Annotated in this window: 18 protein-coding genes and 1 tRNA gene; 8 read left to right on the top strand and 11 right to left on the bottom strand. The window is 31.6% G+C overall.

Annotated features, from left to right (window positions below; genetic code table 11):
• Nucleotides 1–286: 286 nt before the first annotated feature.
• Together ABXQ82_RS15615 and ABXQ82_RS15620 are read right to left on the bottom strand one after the other, a co-directional pair.
• Complete coding sequence (locus ABXQ82_RS15615; RefSeq protein ID WP_367061868.1) at nucleotides 287–1,486, bottom strand: DegT/DnrJ/EryC1/StrS family aminotransferase; 1,200 nt, start codon at nucleotides 1,484–1,486, stop codon at nucleotides 287–289.
• A gap of 133 nt (nucleotides 1,487–1,619) precedes the next feature.
• The gene (locus ABXQ82_RS15620) at nucleotides 1,620–2,249 is read right to left on the bottom strand and encodes an NAD(P)H-dependent oxidoreductase (RefSeq protein WP_367061810.1); all 630 of its coding nucleotides are present in this window, start codon (nucleotides 2,247–2,249) and stop codon (nucleotides 1,620–1,622) included.
• A 241-nt stretch (nucleotides 2,250–2,490) separates the two neighbouring features.
• Here ABXQ82_RS15620 and ABXQ82_RS15625 point away from each other — a divergent pair.
• The 5 genes from ABXQ82_RS15625 (at nucleotide 2,491) to ABXQ82_RS15645 (ending at nucleotide 6,171) form a co-directional block, all read left to right on the top strand.
• Nucleotides 2,491–2,575: transfer RNA gene (locus tag ABXQ82_RS15625), tRNA-Ser, on the top strand.
• A 240-nt stretch (nucleotides 2,576–2,815) separates the two neighbouring features.
• On the top strand, nucleotides 2,816–4,036 hold the full coding sequence (locus ABXQ82_RS15630) for a tyrosine-type recombinase/integrase (protein ID WP_367061813.1): 1,221 nt from the start codon (nucleotides 2,816–2,818) through the stop codon (nucleotides 4,034–4,036).
• 44 nt (nucleotides 4,037–4,080) lie between these two features.
• Entirely contained in the window at nucleotides 4,081–5,103 is a 1,023-nt protein-coding gene (locus ABXQ82_RS15635) for a hypothetical protein (RefSeq protein WP_367061816.1), read from the top strand.
• A gap of 99 nt (nucleotides 5,104–5,202) precedes the next feature.
• Complete coding sequence (locus ABXQ82_RS15640) at nucleotides 5,203–5,499, top strand: helix-turn-helix domain-containing protein (protein WP_367061819.1); 297 nt, start codon at nucleotides 5,203–5,205, stop codon at nucleotides 5,497–5,499.
• A 192-nt stretch (nucleotides 5,500–5,691) separates the two neighbouring features.
• A complete protein-coding gene (locus ABXQ82_RS15645; protein ID WP_367061822.1) occupies nucleotides 5,692–6,171 on the top strand; it encodes a helix-turn-helix domain-containing protein in 480 nt (159 codons plus the stop codon).
• Between the two features lie 199 nt (nucleotides 6,172–6,370).
• On the opposite strand, the gene ABXQ82_RS15650 is transcribed toward ABXQ82_RS15645, so the two are convergent.
• Nucleotides 6,371–6,574 carry a hypothetical protein gene (locus ABXQ82_RS15650; protein ID WP_367061825.1) on the bottom strand — a complete coding sequence of 68 codons (204 nt, stop codon included), beginning with the start codon at nucleotides 6,572–6,574 and terminating at the stop codon, nucleotides 6,371–6,373.
• 77 nt (nucleotides 6,575–6,651) lie between these two features.
• On the opposite strand from ABXQ82_RS15650, the gene ABXQ82_RS15655 reads away from it, so the two are divergent.
• Entirely contained in the window at nucleotides 6,652–7,779 is a 1,128-nt protein-coding gene (locus ABXQ82_RS15655; protein ID WP_367061828.1) for a hypothetical protein, read from the top strand.
• A 45-nt stretch (nucleotides 7,780–7,824) separates the two neighbouring features.
• Here the strand turns inward: ABXQ82_RS15655 and ABXQ82_RS15660 are convergent, their stop codons facing one another.
• Entirely contained in the window at nucleotides 7,825–8,430 is a 606-nt protein-coding gene (locus tag ABXQ82_RS15660) for a hypothetical protein (protein ID WP_367061831.1), read from the bottom strand.
• 358 nt (nucleotides 8,431–8,788) lie between these two features.
• Here ABXQ82_RS15660 and ABXQ82_RS15665 point away from each other — a divergent pair, with 358 nt between their 5' ends.
• Nucleotides 8,789–9,352, top strand: coding sequence for a tyrosine-type recombinase/integrase (locus ABXQ82_RS15665; protein WP_367061834.1), 564 nt, complete (start codon nucleotides 8,789–8,791; stop codon nucleotides 9,350–9,352).
• Nucleotides 9,353–9,466: 114 nt separating this feature from the next.
• On the opposite strand, the gene ABXQ82_RS15670 is transcribed toward ABXQ82_RS15665, so the two are convergent.
• The 7 genes from ABXQ82_RS15670 to ABXQ82_RS15700 all read right to left on the bottom strand — a co-directional run bounded on the left by ABXQ82_RS15670 (nucleotide 9,467) and on the right by ABXQ82_RS15700 (nucleotide 16,665).
• Nucleotides 9,467–9,700, bottom strand: a complete 234-nt coding sequence (locus ABXQ82_RS15670) for a hypothetical protein (protein ID WP_367061837.1) — start codon at nucleotides 9,698–9,700, stop codon at nucleotides 9,467–9,469.
• Nucleotides 9,701–10,418: 718 nt separating this feature from the next.
• Nucleotides 10,419–11,723, bottom strand: coding sequence for a TRAP transporter large permease subunit (locus tag ABXQ82_RS15675; protein ID WP_367061840.1), 1,305 nt, complete (start codon nucleotides 11,721–11,723; stop codon nucleotides 10,419–10,421).
• Nucleotides 11,724–11,725: 2 nt separating this feature from the next.
• Nucleotides 11,726–12,217: a TRAP transporter small permease gene (locus tag ABXQ82_RS15680; protein ID WP_367061843.1), complete on the bottom strand. Its 492-nt coding sequence runs from the start codon at nucleotides 12,215–12,217 to the stop codon at nucleotides 11,726–11,728.
• A 3-nt stretch (nucleotides 12,218–12,220) separates the two neighbouring features.
• Nucleotides 12,221–13,195 carry a TRAP transporter substrate-binding protein gene (locus tag ABXQ82_RS15685; protein ID WP_367061846.1) on the bottom strand — a complete coding sequence of 325 codons (975 nt, stop codon included), beginning with the start codon at nucleotides 13,193–13,195 and terminating at the stop codon, nucleotides 12,221–12,223.
• A 25-nt stretch (nucleotides 13,196–13,220) separates the two neighbouring features.
• Complete coding sequence (uxaC, locus tag ABXQ82_RS15690; protein ID WP_367061849.1) at nucleotides 13,221–14,630, bottom strand: glucuronate isomerase; 1,410 nt, start codon at nucleotides 14,628–14,630, stop codon at nucleotides 13,221–13,223.
• A gap of 9 nt (nucleotides 14,631–14,639) precedes the next feature.
• Nucleotides 14,640–15,818: a mannonate dehydratase gene (gene uxuA, locus ABXQ82_RS15695; RefSeq protein ID WP_367061852.1), complete on the bottom strand. Its 1,179-nt coding sequence runs from the start codon at nucleotides 15,816–15,818 to the stop codon at nucleotides 14,640–14,642.
• Nucleotides 15,819–15,837: 19 nt separating this feature from the next.
• Complete coding sequence (locus tag ABXQ82_RS15700; RefSeq protein ID WP_367061855.1) at nucleotides 15,838–16,665, bottom strand: SDR family oxidoreductase; 828 nt, start codon at nucleotides 16,663–16,665, stop codon at nucleotides 15,838–15,840.
• 191 nt (nucleotides 16,666–16,856) lie between these two features.
• Here ABXQ82_RS15700 and ABXQ82_RS15705 point away from each other — a divergent pair, with 191 nt between their 5' ends.
• The gene (locus tag ABXQ82_RS15705) at nucleotides 16,857–17,921 is read left to right on the top strand and encodes a LacI family DNA-binding transcriptional regulator (RefSeq protein WP_367061858.1); all 1,065 of its coding nucleotides are present in this window, start codon (nucleotides 16,857–16,859) and stop codon (nucleotides 17,919–17,921) included.
• The last annotated feature ends 247 nt before the right edge of the window (nucleotides 17,922–18,168 follow it).

The following is an 18,168-nucleotide window of genomic DNA, read 5'->3' on the forward strand; positions in this document are numbered from 1 at the left end:
ACATTGTAACATCGATTTAAAACAAAAATGCGAGCATTTTAATTTTAAATTCAATATAATTCTATACCCTTTTCAGGTGTAGATTATTTTTGCTATTAATCAAAGTGAATTTAAAAACCGTAATTAAGGTATATTATTTAGTTAACTAATTAAGTTTACTAAAAACCAAGGAAGATTGCAGGCTTTTTAAAAGTATGAAATAAAATTGAAAAATAAAAGATAAATTTAATTAAAAGACTGGAAATAAATGAATTATAATTTCATTTGAATGAAAAAATTAATTCTTTTAGTTTTTCAAAGCCCGTTTTATACATACTACCATTTTACTAGCTCTTTCTTTAACCTCATTTTCTGTCCAGGATAATTTTATCAAACATGAAATATTTCTTTCAATGTAATGGTCCGATTTTGGAAACTCGGCATTTTTTAGATATGCTAGTCCTTTTTTTACTTCCGTAGAAATTGGAAATAGGGATTTCAAATCTTTTAGGTGGTCCCATTTTCGAATGTAATGCCAGTTGTTATCATAATAATTCCAGCATACATCTACGCCGTCTTCTTTAAAAGCTTCGATAACCTTTCGTGAAGTTTCTATATCTGGCAAAAAGAAATTTAAGAAGGCACAACTTTCTACACCGCCTTCTGGAACGGTTCTAAATGTTACTTCTGGGATTTCTGACAATGCGTTTCTAAGACTATCGAAATTTCGTTTTTGGATTTCTAAAAATTCTGGCAAACGTTTCACTTGTGCTAAACCTACTGCGGCGTGCAATTCTGAAATCCTGAAATTATAGCCTAAAAACGGGTGGGTTTCTGCACCTCTATCATTACCTATATGATCGTGACCGTGATCGCTGTAATGGTCTGCATTTGTGTAATATTCTTCGTTATTAGTTACTACTGCGCCACCTTCTCCACAGGTAATTGTTTTTACAAAATCGAATGAGAAACAGCCCAAATCGCCAATACTTCCTAATGGTTTGCCTTTGTAGGTTCCTCCAATGGCTTGACATGCATCTTCAACCAATAATATATTGTGCTTATTTGAAATAGCTTGTAGCGCATCCATATGTGCCATACTGCCACACATTTGCACAACCATAATGGCTTTTGTTTTGGGAGTGATGGCTTTTTCTACTGCTTCCGGGTTTAAACCTAAAGTATCATCTATATCCACTAATATTGGAATGGCTCCAAGTATCATAATAGCTTCAAAACTGGCTACGAATGTGAAGGTTGGCATAATTACCTCATCGCCTGCTCCTACTCCTGCTGATGCTAATGCTACTGATACTGCTGCTGTTCCGCTGGAAACTAATTGTACGTGTTTGGATTGAAATGTGTTTTGTAGTTCTTGTTCTAATTCTTTTGCTTTCCAATGGCCTTTTCGCATGCCATCAAAACCATAGCGCATAATGACACCATTGTCCAATACATCATTTACTTCTTTTCGTTCTAAATCTCCAAATAATTCAAATCCTGGCATATCCTTATTTTCTTTACTGTTCAATTGGACGTTGAAATTGCGTTAGGGATTGAGGCATTTGTTGAAGCTCTCCCGATTTTTCATCGGGAAGCGACTGCCGAAAGCCTGACCCTTGTGGTAACGCCCAAATTATTTATAGTTCTATTACGGCTTCTTCTATGGGTTTTCGTACTTTTTTGAAACCAGAAAACATGTCGTCTTCGGCACGATAACCAACAGGTAGAAGCAATACAGATTTTAATCCTTTTTTGTCTAATTTAAGGATTTCGTCGTACTTTGATGGTAAAAATCCTTCCATGGGGCAAGAGTCTATACCTTCAATAGCACAAACGGTCATTAAATTACCAAGTGCTATATAGGCTTGATTGGTGGACCATTGTTGACGCTCTTGTATCGACATACCTTGCATCATATTCATTAAATCTTCTCTATAGGGTTTTAATATGGTTTCTGGGGTGTTGCGGATGTGTTTTATGTTGCTATAATAGGTTGTGACATCTTTTTCTATGATATCCTTTTGAATACAGATGACTAACAAATGAGAAGCGTCCAGCACTTGTCTTTGGTCGTAAGATGCGGCTACTAAAGGCGCTCTAAGTGCTTTATTTTCAACAACAACCAACTTAATGGTTTGCAAACCAAAAGAAGTAGCCGTGAGATTAAAAGCTTGTGTTATAATATTTAGTTTAGCTTTTGATAGTTTTTTGGTTGCATCAAACTTTTTTGTTGCATACCGCCACTCAAGCTGTTTTATTGTGTCCATTATGGTGTGAAATATTTGTGCAAAAATAAGGTTTGTAATGCTCTTTTTATGGTATTGGTATATAAATTATACGCATTGGAAAATACATAAAATTTATTATGAAAAAGTTAAGTTTTTATTTGAATAGGATGAAAAAGGACGTTATATTTGCACCCGCATTCAAGCAAATAGCTTGATGAGAGGTTTTCACCTTCGTGAAGACAATTCGACACAATTTTTGCAATGCAAAAATGGTCTCATTGGAGAAATGGCAGAGTGGTCGAATGCGGCAGTCTTGAAAACTGTTGAGGGTCACACCTCCGGGGGTTCGAATCCCTCTTTCTCCGCTGAAAAAGTTGTCAAAAGACACTTTAAAAGTCAAAACCCTTTAAACACTATGTTTAGAGGGTTTTTTGTTTTTGGTATATATTCAAAATACACATAATATATCAAAGTACAGTTACCCTATGGGTTACCCTACTAAATGAAAAACATATAGGGTAACTAATTTTGAGGGAATCACAGGGAATCCCTAGCTATACTTGAAGTTTGCTAATATTTTTGTTGAACATTAAATTAGTAAACCAATGATTAAAACTTATTTTTTTCTCAAAACAGACAAGCAAAACAGTAACGGAGAATCCCCTATTTATGCAAAAATTGAATTACAAGGTAAAACCTCAACATTATGTACAAGTAAATATATTACCAAAGACCGTTGGGATGCCACAAATAAGTTAAAAAACACATTACGTGTTGCAAGTGAAAAAAATTGTAAAACAACTTTAAATATTATTGAATCTAAAATTGAAAGTATCTATCTGGAATTAGTAAAAGTCAATTCTAACGTTAAACTAAGTGATATAAAAAATGAACTTAGCGGTAAGAAATCAAAATCTACCGAAATTGATATTATTAAACTATTTGAGAATCACAATAACTATTTTAAAAGAAAATTTGAAGCAGGAGAACGCTCTAAAGCATCACTTCAAAAGTATAATAGAGCAAAAGATTTACTTTACAATTTTATTAGCTTAAAACACAGAAAAACGAGTTTTAATGTAGTGGATATTGATAATACATTTATCTATGAATTAGAATCTTTTTTAAAATACGAATCTACTTTTAAAAGTAAAGTTGGTATAAACCATAATTCTGTTGTAAAATACTTTCAATGCTTTAAAACAGTTTGTAAATATGGTATAAAGCGAAATTTGATTAAAAATAATCCATTTTTAATTTATGACGAAAAACTAAAAATTAAAGATGCAGTATTCTTAACACAAGATGAGCTTCAACGCATAGAAAATAAAGTATTTAGTACGGAACGTTTGAACCGTGTTAAAGATATATTTCTGTTTTCCTGTTATACCAGTTACGCACCTATTGACGTGGAAAAATTAACCATAAAGAACCTTATTAAAGATAATGAGGGTTCGCTATGGATTAAAACTAATAGAGCAAAAACGGCTATTAAAAGTAATGTTCCTGTATTGCCACCAGTACAAAAAATTTTAAACAAGTATGCACATTTGGAAGGTGACAAGCTATTACCTAGCATAAGCAACCAGAAAATTAACGAGTATTTAAAGGAAATAGCCGTATTGTGCCAAATAGATAAAAAGCTAACGCACTATGTAGCGAGACATACGTTTGCAACAACTGTAACACTTGCTAATGGAGTTGCTATTGAAAATGTATCTTCAATGATGGGGCATACAAGAATAACCATGACCCAACACTATGCTAAAGTTCTTGATTCAAGCGTTAAAAAGGATATGGATAAATTAAATAAAAAATACGCATAGCCTTATATTTTTCTTACTTTAGAAGCTTCAAATTAAAAGTTTCTATGAAAAACATCATTGACCTAAATTCTGAAATTGAAAAAATAATCAATCCAGTAATTGAATATCATCATGAGCATGAAAACATTTCTTTTTTTGACGAATGGGTTAATGATATGCCAAGAACTTTTTTTACAGATTGGGAAATAGCTATAAAGGAAAAAATAAATCTTGTTGCTGATTTAGGAAATCCTATGAAAATTCAGATTATTAAAGTTATTCATCAAGATGTATTAGAGAAATACAAGGAACAATTAGAATTAAACTTTAATGATTTAGAATTATTAAAATCTAAACAAAACCTTTATTGGAGAAATAAAGAATTAGAAGCTCCTAAAGAAAAACCAATGAACATTTACTATCATCCAGATAGCGACTTTTCAGACACAATAGAAAAGTTTGCTGAACTGAATGATATTAAAAATTTTAGCCCGTATGATGGCGACAATTCCCCAGATGGCTATAAGGATGAACTGGAAGATATGATTCTTGATAAATTTGGACTTATCGAATCAACACAAGAGATTCAAGATGAAAAGATTAATCAACTCTATGCTAATTTGTTTCTATCGCATTGTTTAGAATCAACAAGACAAATGCTAAAACGCATAGCTGAATATCTTGATAGTCTTGTAGGATTCATTAAAAAAGCTGAAAATTTTGAAATAGACAAATATTCATTTGATGAAATATCTGATAATGACCCAACAAACTTGAAGTTGGAGTTCAAAACCAATAAACTAAATGTTGTTTTCCTTTATAAAGCATTATTTGAAGAAGGTTTTATTGATGTAGATAGAAAGAATCAAAAACAAAAAGATACCAACTTAAAAAAGTATTTAGATAACGCAAACATCTACTTCCTAAACGAAAAAGGGGAATCTGTTAAAGTTAAAGGAATCAATAAAGAATTTTCAAAAGTTAAAAATGGTGATAAAGGTGAATATGAACGTCAAGAGATTGAACTATTAGACCTCATCATTTCAAAATTTTCAGATAGGAGAGAAAAAATCCTTGAATCAATGTAAATCCTTTATGTTAATCTTTCAGGGAATCAAAGGGAATCCCTCACTATTGTTGACATAAAATAGAATATTTGCATCATAATAATTTTAAAAAATATAATTATGATGACACAAGAATCACAGATTTCTATTATTCCATTTGGAGAGCTTAAAAAGCTTTTACTTCCATTACATGACAAGTTAGCTCAACTTGAAACTAAACTTGATAAAACAAGCTCTAAACAAGTTAAAAAATACTACCGTAACAAAGATTTGAAGTTACTGTTTGGTATATCTCAAAATACTATTATTAAATATAGAAATAATGGTGACATTCCATTTACTACAATTGGAGATGTTTATTTATACCCCGTTAGGGAAATAGATAAGATTTTATCTAAAAACCTTCAATCGTTCTAGTTGAGATTAGAATTTTTAAAATTAAAATTGAAACACCTCGAAGAGGAAACTTATTAATAATCCTTTTTTTATAATAATAAGTTTAATCTAATATAAAGTTAATCTAATATATACACCAAACTTGAAGTACTTCAACTTGTTACTATCAAAATTGATATGCTCTTTTTTAGGTGTAACTTAAAATAAAATATAATGCCTGATATTAAAAACAATAACGACCATCAATTTATAAAAGTCTATAACAGAGTTAAGTTAGATAAAAACCTTGATTATTTAGAAAAATTAATTCTATCAGAAATAATCAGTTACCAATTACAGGGTAAAGTTTTCTTCAAAACAAATAAAAGTTTAGCTTTTGAATACGGATGTAGTGAAAACACAATACAGAAAAGAATTACTAAGCTTCAACCGCTGTTGGTTAATGAAACATTTTATCCACAAAATCCAAATGGAGGAAGACCTCCCAAAAGACGAAAGCTATTAGTTAAAAATCTAACATATTATGTACCGAAAGAAATTGTAACTAAACTCAATATCGATGTTAAGAGCTTCAAATCATTTAAAGAGTTTATGATTTGGTGTAATCATACATTTAATGGAGATACTGCATTGATGGCAAATTTCATCACTGAAAGACCATATATTGAGAAGGAATTAGGCAAAATTTTATAAAAATTAATGAAGCTCTCAAAATGTGATAATCAAAAACCCTCATTTTGATAGCATTAGAGCCATTTTCAACCCTTTTGCAGGTCTTCTGTACCCGTACGCAGAAAATCTATACAAATATTTTTTAGCACTCTAAGGGCGTGCAATAAGGCTTTTTTAATAGGCTTACGTAAGAGCGGTGATAGGTGTTGAGGTTTTAGTTTCAATCTGGTTTATTTCGTTTCGGTGCAAAGTGTTCTAAGATACTGTAATGAATTTTCCATTTTTTGTTTTCTTTAGATAATAATGAAGGTTGTTTTTTATATTTTTCTTTTAATTGCTTTAACCTATAACGCAGGGTTCTTTCTGAAATTTGATAAAGTTCCATCACCTCAACACTAGTGTAATATGTTTTATATTTTTTCATAGTAATTGGTTTTACTATAAATATGTAGGTGCAACACCAAATATTACATTTTATTATATTTGAAGAAATAATCGATTATGAAAAATATAATATTAAATAAATGTAGAAATAATATTATACATTCCTTAGCTATCCTTTTTGTATTAATATCCTGTACGGATGGGAAACAAAAAAATAAGTTAAAAGCTCCAACTCCATTAACGAGTAACAACATTACAAAAAAAGAGGTCATTTCAGAAAAAGATTTTGTAGGTCAGTGGTATTCATCTAAAAATCAAGTCTATTTAGATTTATTACCAAAAACAAAAAATAGTACATGGAATGGAATATTAAAATTTGAAACCAACGGTCGTGTTTTTGATTGGAAAATTGATTGGGAAATATTAGGCGATAATATCAATATATCTTTAAACAAAAACACCGAATTAGAAAATTTTTGGTATTTCTACCCCAAATATGAAGGAAGAATATCTAATGGGTCATTAATTAATATGTATGAGATTTTTCCTGATAAAGTATTAGAGAACAAAATAAATTTTGATGAAATATTGTTAATGACATTAAGCCCTGAATTAGAAACACTAAAAGTCAGTTGGAAATTAGAAGAAATTACAGAAAATGAAAAATTAGAATATGACAACTTAAGCTATTATAGAAAAAATCCTTTTGAGCATAATAATATTTTAATAAAAAGAAATCCTAACCTAGACCTAAGCCTTGACTTTTTAAATCAAAAACCTAAAAAAGAGTTAAAAGATAATACTCAAAAAAGTTTAATAAGCCCTATAATAAGAAAGGGCATTTGGAAAGCTAGAAGTGTATTTGAATATTGCGGAAACCAAAAATCTGAAATCTTAATGTTTCAAGATGGGTATCTTGAATTTGATGGCAAATTTTGGCATTTAAAAGATGCTTTAGCTAGAGCTGTTGGAACAAATACAACTACAAAAATGTTTTTCATACCAAAAAAATTTTTACGTTCAGGCAAAACAAAAGACAACTTTACCTATTATATTTATGAAGGAAAAATGCACCATGATTATGCAATAGATAATAAAACTACCAGTTTAATTCGTTTCAATCAACAATCCGTTGATGCGAGTATGCAAATATTTACAGATGAAAATGACAGACCTACTAAAGGCGTTACATTTATATTAAAGCTAAAAAAAACCTGTAAGTATAATATTGGAATTATTGATTAATTTAAAGATAAATCCCATCTTGCTTTAAAAGAATAAAATTCTGGACTAAAACAAATTTATCAATCCCAAATTTTCCATTATCCAAACACTCCCAATCACAATAAAAATTGCTCCAATAACTCGAATCCCACCTCCTTTTAATTCTATATCCTCCTTAAGTTTAAAATAAGATACAATCGAAGATATATAACCAAAAACGACAATTATTAAAATAAAGATTATTGGTATAAGCCTTCCCAAAACCAAAGTTGTTATTATACCTATACCACAAATAAAAGTTACAATTGCAAATGGTTCAGTTTTCCTATTTAATTCCTCCTCTCTATCGGTGGCAACAATGTTTTCATCATAACTAAGAAATTTCTTTACCTTTTGTGAAAAAGATATTCTTTTTGCATTTTGTCTATTATATATTTCTAACAGAGATGCGTATTGAAGTGCTGTTATTTTCTTTTGATTTCTTAGTAAATCTAAATCATTTTTTGAAGTATTTCCTTTTTTTACATTGATTTCAAGTTGCTTGAAACTTATATTTTGCGTGTTTTCATTTTGTGTTAAAATATCATGTTTGATTTTATCAAATTCTATTTGATTTATTGTTCCTAAATCTAACATTTCTTTTGCTTCCTTAATTTTATTCAATACATCCATACTTTAGTTTTTAACCTTAAAAAGGAGATACATTTTGAGTGCAATTTAATAAAAGAACACACAAACATACAGATTGTTGAAATAAATTCTTATTAAATGTAAAAGGAAAGTGAAAACGAATTTAAAAATCCATAAGAAAAAACTCAAATGATAGAATCATTAAAATATATTATATCCATCACATTCAATAAGTTTCACTATTATTAGAAGTGAAACTTTTTTATTTAATTAAAATACTGTAAAACAACAAGTTACGTGTTTTAGTGCAAAATACATATTAAAATAGTTTCACTTTTAGTCAAAATAACATAAAAGTGAAACTAATTTTTATTATATTTGTATCAGAAATAATAATGATATGAGTGTTAAAGGTTCTATTACAACAAGCGATTATTTAAATTTTGATTCTACTTTAAACAAAGCAATCAAATTAATCAAAAATGACAAAAACTATAAATTAGGTTTTTTAGTGGTTTTAGGTATTAATTCTGGTTTACGTATTTCAGATTTGTTATCGTTGAGGTTTGAAGATTTAGAAGGAGATTCAATTACACTTTTAGAAAAAAAGACAAATAAGAAACGTATTATTAGAATCAACGATAATATTAAAGATGCTTTTGAACTTTTAAAAACTAGAGTTGAAGAACATGAAGGCTTTATTTTCACTTCAAATCAAAATACGGTTTTCAGCGTACAGTATGTAAATCGTAAAATCAAAGAACTTTTTGGTTCTAAGAAACTTTCAGTTTCAACGCATTCACTTCGTAAAACTTTTGGTCGTCAAGTGTACTCAAATAATAATGAAACTGAAAAAGCACTATTATATTTATCAGATTTGTTTAACCACTCCTCACCTGCCATTACAAAACGTTACTTAGGTATTAGACAAGAAGAACTTGACGATATTTATATGAGTTTATAAGTCTAAAATCAATCTAATGATTAATGAGAACCTAACAGAAAAATAAATCAATATAATTTCTGTTAGGTTTTTCATTTTACAACTAGTCATGCTCAAAATTTAAACAGCTTTAAATTACTGCTGATAGTAATTTGATAAAGATTCTGCTAGAAAAAGTTGTTCTAGGTTATTAGTACGTTTTAAAAGTAATAATTCAGCTCTTAAAGATTCCTCGCTAAAATCTGCATGCTCTTCATAATTAATGGAAATGTAATTAATTAACAATTGTCGTGTTAATGGAGTTAAATCCAAGTTGATTTCTTCTAAATTTTCAATCATAATATTATTTTTTAAATTATTATGATGCAAATATTTGGGTTTTATCTAGGTATAGCTAGGGATTCCCTAGCATTCCCTAAAATTTTGTGATTTAAGGATTTAAAATGTAACTTGCGGAGTAATATTAGTAAAACCGGTAAAGTTACCCTATGGGTTACCCTAGAAAACTGAACCTTTGTAAAGTACTATAAACGTTGAGTTTAAAGATATTGAGGAAGAACCTCTTTCTCCGCTTAGAGCAAAGCTCAATTTCAGAAATGAAATTGGGCTTTTTTATTTTAAGGAATGTCAAGAATGTAATTCTTGTAAATGGATTGAAATAAAAAAGCCTAAAATTGGTAAAGCAATTTTGAGCTTTATTGTAAGGTGCGTGAGATAATGGGATATGCAATCCCTCTTTCTCCGCTTGGAATATATTAAATTCCACCAAAAGCCCGTAAACATTATGTTTATGGGCTTTTTTAATTTTCTTTTATACCATCTAAAATCTTATAATATCAAATAAAAAGTGCTTGATTCAGTACTTAAAATTTAGAATAAAAACAAGCACCGAATTACCCATTAACTATTGATAATCATATAGCTAAATGTAATTTGGATACTATTTTTTTTTGTGTCTTTAAGTGAAAAAATAAATAGAAAGCAGCAAATATTAAAATCTAAAATTCACAAACTAAATTTTAAAGGCTAAGGTTGTTTCTTAAAGCCAAACACACAGTCGAGCTAATTAGTCAACATAGTGTGTATGCTACAAATCGAACAATATAGGTAAATACATTGAAATTTCTGGAATATAAGTTATCAATAACAATACAATTACCATAATTAATAAAAACGGCAATAATGGTTTGACTACTTGTGAGACCGATACATTAGCAATACCACTACCCACAAAAAGTATGGTACCAACGGGCGGTGTACAAAGTCCTATACACAAATTAAGCACCAATACAATTCCAAAATGAACAGGATCCATTCCCAAAGCCACAACTACTGGTAAAAAAATGGGGGTGAATATCAATACTGCGGGTGTCATATCCATAAACGTTCCTATAACCAATAACACCAAATTAATGACTAAAAAGATGACAATTTTATTACTGAATTGTTCTAGTAAAAACCCGCTAATAAGCTCTGGAATACCTTCAAAAGAAAACAACCAAGACATAGCCATAGACGTACAAATTAAAAACATCACTACTGCTGTTGTTTTTGCGCTAGTCAATAAAATATCTGGAAAATTTTTAACCTTCACGTCACCGTAAATCAAAGCTAATACTGCCGCATATAAGACAGCTATAGCCGAAGCTTCCGTTGCCGTAAAAATTCCTGCAACAATGCCTCCTACAACAATGACCAACAATAATAAGCTAAAAAACGCCTTTCTAAAATAAGTCCAGATTAATGATAAGGGTACGCGATCCCCTTTTGCAAATTTTCGAGAGATGGCCACAAAAGCAATATAGCCCATAATGGCAACTCCCAACAAAATACCAGGTAAATAACCGGCTATAAATAAAGCGGCCACAGATGCTGTACCTCCACTGGCTAAAGCATAAACAATTAATATATTACTTGGTGGAATTAACAATCCTGTGGTTGATGAAGTGATGTTTACAGAGGCACTAAATTCTCTGGGGTATCCTTCCTCTTCCATTCTATCTGTCATGATACTTCCAATCGCCGATGTTGCCGCTATTGCTGATCCAGAAATAGCTCCAAATAGCATAGATGCCAAAACATTTACATATGCTAATCCCCCTGGCAAACTTGCCACTAATGATTTGGCAAAATTTATCAGTCGGTTTGCAATACCACCGCGTTTCATAATCTCGCCGGCCAAAACAAAAAATGGAATAGCCAACAGAGCAAAACTATCTATTCCTGTTGTCATGCGTTGTGCAATAGTTGTTATCCCAGGTAAATTATCAATATTGAGCAATAAACTTATGGTTGTAGAAATACCGATGCTATAAGCTACTGGCACTTTTAGCATTAACAACGTAAAAAAACTTGCAAATAAAACGATGATACTTATAACTTCTATACTCATGCTTAATCGGTTATGTCGTTAGTACTAATTTTAATAGTATGATATATTGAAAACACCATAATAAGTAAACCACTTACCGGTAAAATAGCATAAATATATCCCAACGGAATTCTTAAAGTTCCTGATAATTGTTCTAAATGTAACGTTGTATAAACCAAGTTAAACCCACCGATTACCATCACAATTAGAGCAAATAAAAAGATACATAGCTCTATAAAAAGCGATACCTTTTTTTTGGTCCTTGCTGAAAATTTTTGATAGAGAAAATCCATGGATAAATGCTCTCTTTTCCCATTAAGATAAGCGGCCCCCAATATAGAGAGCCAAATTAATGAGAAACGTGCCAACTCTTCGGTAAATGCAAATGACGTATTTAAAATGTACCTAGAAAATACTTGCCCTAGAACATCTATGACCAACAACCCAAAAATGGAAACCAATATAATTTCCATGATTCTATATATTTTATTGAAAATAACATCTGCTGTTTTCATACATTATTGGTTTTTAATTTTATTAATAATATCACTCATTTCTGGATGCTCTTTCTTGAAGGTTTCTAAAACAGATTTTGACTGCTCTTGAAACAATGATTTTTCGGGAATAATAATTTCTACTCCTGCCTTTTTGGCAATGGCCATGGATTCTTCTACAGATTCATTCCAAAACTGCTTTTGCGCTTGTGAAGATTCGTCCGCTGCCTCTTGAACCCAAACTTTTTCTTGATCAGATAATTTATTCCAATATTTTGTACCAATTAATAATACATCCGGTACCGAAGAATGTTGGTCTATCGTATAATATTTACTAACTTCATAATGGTTTGACGACACAAATGATGGTGGATTATTTTCAGCACCATCAACCACCCCTTGTTGAATGGCCGTATATAGTTCTCCATAAGCCATTGGTGTTGCAGAACCCCCTAAAGCGTTAACCATGTTAATAGCCATTTGGTTATTCATAACACGTATTTTGAGTCCTTTTAAATCCTCTGGTACTCTTATGGCTTTACTTGACGTATAAAAATTTCTACTTCCAGCATCGTAATAACACAGGCCCCTTAACCAAAACTTTTCGCCTTTTTGTAAAATAGATTTTCCGACCTCGCCTTCTAAAACATCAAATTGATGCTGCTTGTCTTTAAATAGATAAGGAATTCCTAAAACATGATACTCGGGAACAAAATTTGATAATGTAGCGGCACTAACTTTTGTAACCGCTACACTTCCTATTTGAAGTAATTCTAAAACTTCTCGCTCAGACCCTAACTGCCCGTCGGGAAATATTTTAACTTTTAAGACTCCTCCAGATTTTAGTCCTAGAGCCTTCTGAAATTCCAATATACCTTTGTGAACTGGGTGTGTTTGCGGCAACGTATGTGCTAAATACATAACTTTAACGCCATCTTTCTTTTTACATCCAAGAACGAGGGTCATTAAAAATATTGCACAGATTAATCTATTCATCATATTTTTTGTTGAATCATTAGTTAGTTTACTGATCAAATTTAAAATAATTTACGGCATTATGGTAACAAATATCCTGAACCATTTTTCCTAAAAAATCAATATCGTTAGGAATAAGTCCTTGTTTGACATCATCACCAAGTAAAGTGCACAATATACGCCTAAAATATTCATGTCGAGGAAAAGACAAGAAACTTCTACTATCGGTTAACATACCAACAAAACGACTTAACAAACCCATGTTTGAAAGCGTATTAAGTTGTTTTTCCATCCCATCCTTTTGATCTAAAAACCACCAGCCAGAGCCCCATTGCATTTTTCCTGGGCAGTCAGAATTTTGAAAATTCCCCATCATGGTTGCAAATACTTCATTTTGAGAAGGATTTAGATTGTATGTAATTGTTTTAGCTAGTTGATTCGTTGAATTAAGCGTATTGAACAACTTAGACATAAATTCCGCCATAGGAAAATCGCCTATAGAATCAACGCCTGCATCCAAACCCACTTGATCCACCAATCGAGAATTATTATTTCGGATAGGTCCCAAATGATATTGCTGCACCCAATCATACTTATGGTATTTCTTCCCTAAATAAATAAAAAGGAACGACCTATATTTATCAATTTCATTGGTGGTTAATTCGCTTCCTTTTAATTTATTATCAAAAATTCTAGCAACATCTTCTTTAGTAAAATCAACAATCCTTAAAGCTTCCCCAACACCAAAATCAGATAATTTACACCCTTGATCATTAAAATATTTAATACGTTCATCGATGGCTTTTAAAAAATCACCGAGTGTATTAATTTCAAAATTAACACTAGTAGCAAGTTTTTGAATGTAGTTTAAAAACTTCTCTTTATTGATAAAAAACAATTCATCTGCTCTAAAAGTTGGGAGTACTTTGGTATAAAAGTTTCCGTTTTCTGAAATTTCCTTATGATATTTTAAATCATCTGTAGGATCATCTGTTGTACAAACCACCTCAACTTTCATGTCTTCTAATAATTGTGCCGGTGTTTTGTTTTCTAAAACAGCGTTAGCCTTATTATAGATAGCTTTTGCTGTGCTAGGCTGTAAAACATCATCTATATCAAAATAACGCTTTAATTCTAAATGTGTCCAATGAAACAGGGGGTTTCTTAAAGTATAAGGTACGGTTTCAGCCCATTTATTGAATCGTTCTTCTAAGGTAGTCGCCCCGGTAATATACTTTTCATCAATACCATTGGCACGCATACCACGCCATTTATAATGATCCCCATTTAACCAGGCTTTTGTAATGTTTCTGACTGGTTTGTTTTCTGCAATATCCTTCGCAGATAAATGATTATGATAATCTATTATTGGTAAATCTTTAGCATAGGTATGATATAGTATCTCTGCCGTTTCGGTTTGCAATAAAAAATTATCGGTTATGAAATGTGTTGAATTCATAAATAACTATCAATCAAAAGTATGTTTTAAACCATACTCCAATCCTCTTAATTCTGCCAATCCTCTTAATCTCCCAATTCCTGAATATCCCGGATTGGTTTTTTTATGTAAATCATCAAGCATTTGATGCCCGTGATCTGGCCTTACCGGGATAGCAAAATCTTTACGTCCTTCGGCTTTTCTTCTTTGTTCTTCCACCAAAATGGCTTTAACAACGCTGTACATATCTACATCGCCCTCAAGATGATTGGCTTCATAGAAATTCCCTTGTGCATCACGCTTCGTACTTCTTAAGTGAAGAAAGTGGGCGCGGTCTGCAAAACGTTTAAAAATCTGCACCAAATCATTGTCTGCTCTTACGCCTAATGACCCTGTGCAAAACGTAATACCGTTTGCTCTATCAGGCACATTGTCAAATAAATATGCGTAATCTGCTTCGGTACTCACAACCCTTGGCAATCCTAAAATAGCATATGGTGGATCATCGGGATGAATACACATCAAAACCTCATTTTTAGAAGCTACAGGTATAATTTCTTTTAGGAACAACACTAAGTTTTCTCTTAAAACAGAGGCATCAATAGCTGCGTAAGTATCTAAAATAGTTTGAAATTGCTCTAAAGTATAACCTTCCTCAGCTCCGGGCAAACCTGCTATTATATTATTTATTAATTGTTTTTTATCATCTTCTGAAAGGGCTTCAACATAGATTTTAGCCGCATTTATTTGTGCTTCAGAATACTCATTTTCAGCACCGGGTCTTTTTAATAAAAAGAGTTCGAAAGCAGCAAAAGCGATCACATCAAAACGTAATGCTTTCGAGCCATCTTCAACTTGAAAACTTAAATCTGTACGTGTCCAATCTAGAACAGGCATAAAGTTATAACACACGATTTTGACACCACATTTTGCCAAATTCTCAATACTTTGTTTATAATGCTCTATGTAGGTTTCAAAATTCCCCGAACGGGTTTTGATGTTTTCATGCACCGGAATACTTTCCACTACACTCCAAGTTAATCCTGAACTTTCAATTATATTTTTTCTTTTTTGTATGTCATCCACGGTCCATATTTGACCATTGGGAATATGATGCAATGCTGAAACAACTCCTGTTGCCCCTGCTTGCTTTATATCTGATAAAGATACGGGATCATTGGGTCCATACCATCTCCATGTTTGTTCCATTTTATTCTATATTATTTAGTTAAACGCCACTATAAGCTGCAAATCCACCATCAATAGGAATCACTATTCCTGTTACAAATGCAGATGCGTCATCACATAAATACAGGGTAGAACTAATTAAATCTTCAGGCTTCCCGTAACGCCCCATTGGCGTTTGATCTATGATTTGCTGTCCTCGTTGTGTCAAGCTTCCATCTGGATTGGTCAATAAGCTTCTATTTTGATCTGTCAAGAAAAACCCGGGAGCGATTGCGTTTACACGAATTCCTACTTTTGAAAAGTGCACCGCCAACCATTGTGTGAAATTAGAAACAGCAGCTTTTGCACCACTATAAGCAGGAATTTTTGTTAATGGTGTAAAAGCATTCATTGAAGAAATATTTATAATACTACAGCCTTCACGCCCAACCATATCTGTAGCAAAAACTTGTGTTGGTATTAGCGTACCCAGAAAGTTTAAATTAAATGTAAACTCAATACCCTTAGCGTCTAAATCAAAAAAAGTTTTAAAACCTTCAGAATTATTTTTTAAATCTTCCATTTGAAAAAATGGGTTGCTCGTAGTTCCCAATGGATGATTCCCTCCGGCTCCATTTACTAATATATCGCATGTACCTAATTGATTATTCACGACTTCTTTTGCTAAGTCTAAAGATTCTTTTTCTAGAACGTTAGCTGCTACACCAATAGCGGTTCCTCCTTCTGCGTTTATTGCCTCGGCCACTTTATCAGCAGCTTCTTTTCTTAAATCCAATACAGCTATTTTATGTCCTTCTTTTGCCAAAGCCATTGCCAATGTACTACATAAAACACCACCTGCACCTGTTAAAACTATTACTTTACTCATTTTTTTTATGTCTTACTTTATTAATATTATCTCAATCGTGCTAAGTTTCTGTGTACGCACACGCAAATATATGAAATATCCTCGTGTGCGCACACAGAATTAAGAGATTTTTTATTAAATTGCCTGAAATTGTCTCAATTGATTCTTATATTATTAAGTTCAAAGGAACGTAAGGAGATAAAAAAAATGATATGATAACAATTAAGGATATCGCTAAAGAAGCTAATGTCTCTGAGGGTACAGTTGATAGAGTAATTCATAATCGTGGAGGTGTGTCTAAAAAAACACAGGCTAGGGTTAAAAAAATTCTTGAGCATCATAATTTTAGTGTCAATCCGGTAGCTAGCGCTCTTGCAATGAAGCATAAGCATTTAATTGCGACATTAATACCGGAACATAATGATGACGACCTTTTTTGGAAATCGCCTTATTTGGGCATATTAAAAGGTGCAGATGACGTTAAGAACTTTGGCATTCAAGTGAATAGTTTTACTTTCAATCAATATGACCGACATTCCTATTTAAATACATTCCATGCCTTATTGGAAACAGAGCCAACTGCCGTTATCATGGTGCCCAATTTTTCAAAAGAAACAAAGCAAATTGTTAGCAGGTTAGAAACGCTTAAAATCCCTTATCTCTTTTTAAATATTGATATTGATGGGTTTAACAACAATCTATATGTTGGTCAAGATTCTTATATGGCGGGTTATATTGCAGGTAAACTCATGAATCTAAGTATTCCAAGGCCTTCAGCCTTTTTAATTATTCAGACAAGACATAATATCACTAAAAACAATACGGTTTCAAATAGAATAAAAGGTTTTAATGATTATTTTTTGAAGAATACGATAAATTCAGAAACCCAAACATTAAAAATTGATAGCTTAAATAGCTCTTTAGAAACCAAAGAAAAAATAAACGCTTACTTAAAACAGCATCCTGAGGTTGAAGGTCTATTTGTGCCATCAAGTAGAATTTATATTGTTGTTGACTGTTTAGATACTGCTTATTTAGAAAAGCTTGAGCTTATTGGTTTTGACAATACACCTCAAAATATTGAATGCTTAAAAAACGACACCGTTTCTTTTTTAATATCGCAAAAACCTTTTGAACAGGGCTATGAATCTGTTCGTTTAATGACGGACTATTTAACGAATAAAAAGAGTTTGCCAAATAATAAAATATATCTTCCTATTGATATTTTAACAAAAGAAAATGTAGATTATAATGAAAGAAATAAAGGGTCTCATTAATTTAATGGGGATTAAGCAAAAAGTTTATGTAATATGAATGGAAAAAAGTGGTGTCTGTTACACCTCTAATATGCTTTAAAAACAGTAAACTGTTTGAGTTCAAAACACAGGCCAAAAAGAGTTTATAGGCACTATCCTAAAATCTGTGTAAGTTTCAAAACTCAGGGTTAAATTATTTATAGTTTAATCCTGTTTTCAAATATAGCTAAAAATTGGTTCAATATAATTCCCCAATTTCTAATTGGCA

The sequence above is a fragment of the Algibacter sp. 2305UL17-15 genome, assembly GCF_040720935.1.
Lineage (GTDB): Bacteria > Bacteroidota > Bacteroidia > Flavobacteriales > Flavobacteriaceae > Jejuia.

Bases quoted from the DNA above. Each gene is read 5' to 3' on its own strand.
- ABXQ82_RS15615 (WP_367061868.1), bottom strand. From the start codon at position 1,486: ATGCCAGGATTTGAATTATTTGGAGATTTAGAACGAAAAGAAGTAAAT.
- ABXQ82_RS15620 (WP_367061810.1), bottom strand. From the start codon at position 2,249: ATGGACACAATAAAACAGCTTGAGTGGCGGTATGCAACAAAAAAGTTT.
- ABXQ82_RS15630 (WP_367061813.1), top strand. From the start codon at position 2,816: ATGATTAAAACTTATTTTTTTCTCAAAACAGACAAGCAAAACAGTAAC.
- ABXQ82_RS15635 (WP_367061816.1), top strand. From the start codon at position 4,081: ATGAAAAACATCATTGACCTAAATTCTGAAATTGAAAAAATAATCAAT.
- ABXQ82_RS15640 (WP_367061819.1), top strand. From the start codon at position 5,203: ATGATGACACAAGAATCACAGATTTCTATTATTCCATTTGGAGAGCTT.
- ABXQ82_RS15645 (WP_367061822.1), top strand. From the start codon at position 5,692: ATGCCTGATATTAAAAACAATAACGACCATCAATTTATAAAAGTCTAT.
- ABXQ82_RS15650 (WP_367061825.1), bottom strand. From the start codon at position 6,574: ATGAAAAAATATAAAACATATTACACTAGTGTTGAGGTGATGGAACTT.
- ABXQ82_RS15655 (WP_367061828.1), top strand. From the start codon at position 6,652: ATGAAAAATATAATATTAAATAAATGTAGAAATAATATTATACATTCC.
- ABXQ82_RS15660 (WP_367061831.1), bottom strand. From the start codon at position 8,430: ATGGATGTATTGAATAAAATTAAGGAAGCAAAAGAAATGTTAGATTTA.
- ABXQ82_RS15665 (WP_367061834.1), top strand. From the start codon at position 8,789: ATGAGTGTTAAAGGTTCTATTACAACAAGCGATTATTTAAATTTTGAT.
- ABXQ82_RS15675 (WP_367061840.1), bottom strand. From the start codon at position 11,723: ATGAGTATAGAAGTTATAAGTATCATCGTTTTATTTGCAAGTTTTTTT.
- ABXQ82_RS15680 (WP_367061843.1), bottom strand. From the start codon at position 12,217: ATGAAAACAGCAGATGTTATTTTCAATAAAATATATAGAATCATGGAA.
- ABXQ82_RS15685 (WP_367061846.1), bottom strand. From the start codon at position 13,195: ATGATGAATAGATTAATCTGTGCAATATTTTTAATGACCCTCGTTCTT.
- uxaC (WP_367061849.1), bottom strand. From the start codon at position 14,630: ATGAATTCAACACATTTCATAACCGATAATTTTTTATTGCAAACCGAA.
- uxuA (WP_367061852.1), bottom strand. From the start codon at position 15,818: ATGGAACAAACATGGAGATGGTATGGACCCAATGATCCCGTATCTTTA.
- ABXQ82_RS15700 (WP_367061855.1), bottom strand. From the start codon at position 16,665: ATGAGTAAAGTAATAGTTTTAACAGGTGCAGGTGGTGTTTTATGTAGT.
- ABXQ82_RS15705 (WP_367061858.1), top strand. From the start codon at position 16,857: ATGATAACAATTAAGGATATCGCTAAAGAAGCTAATGTCTCTGAGGGT.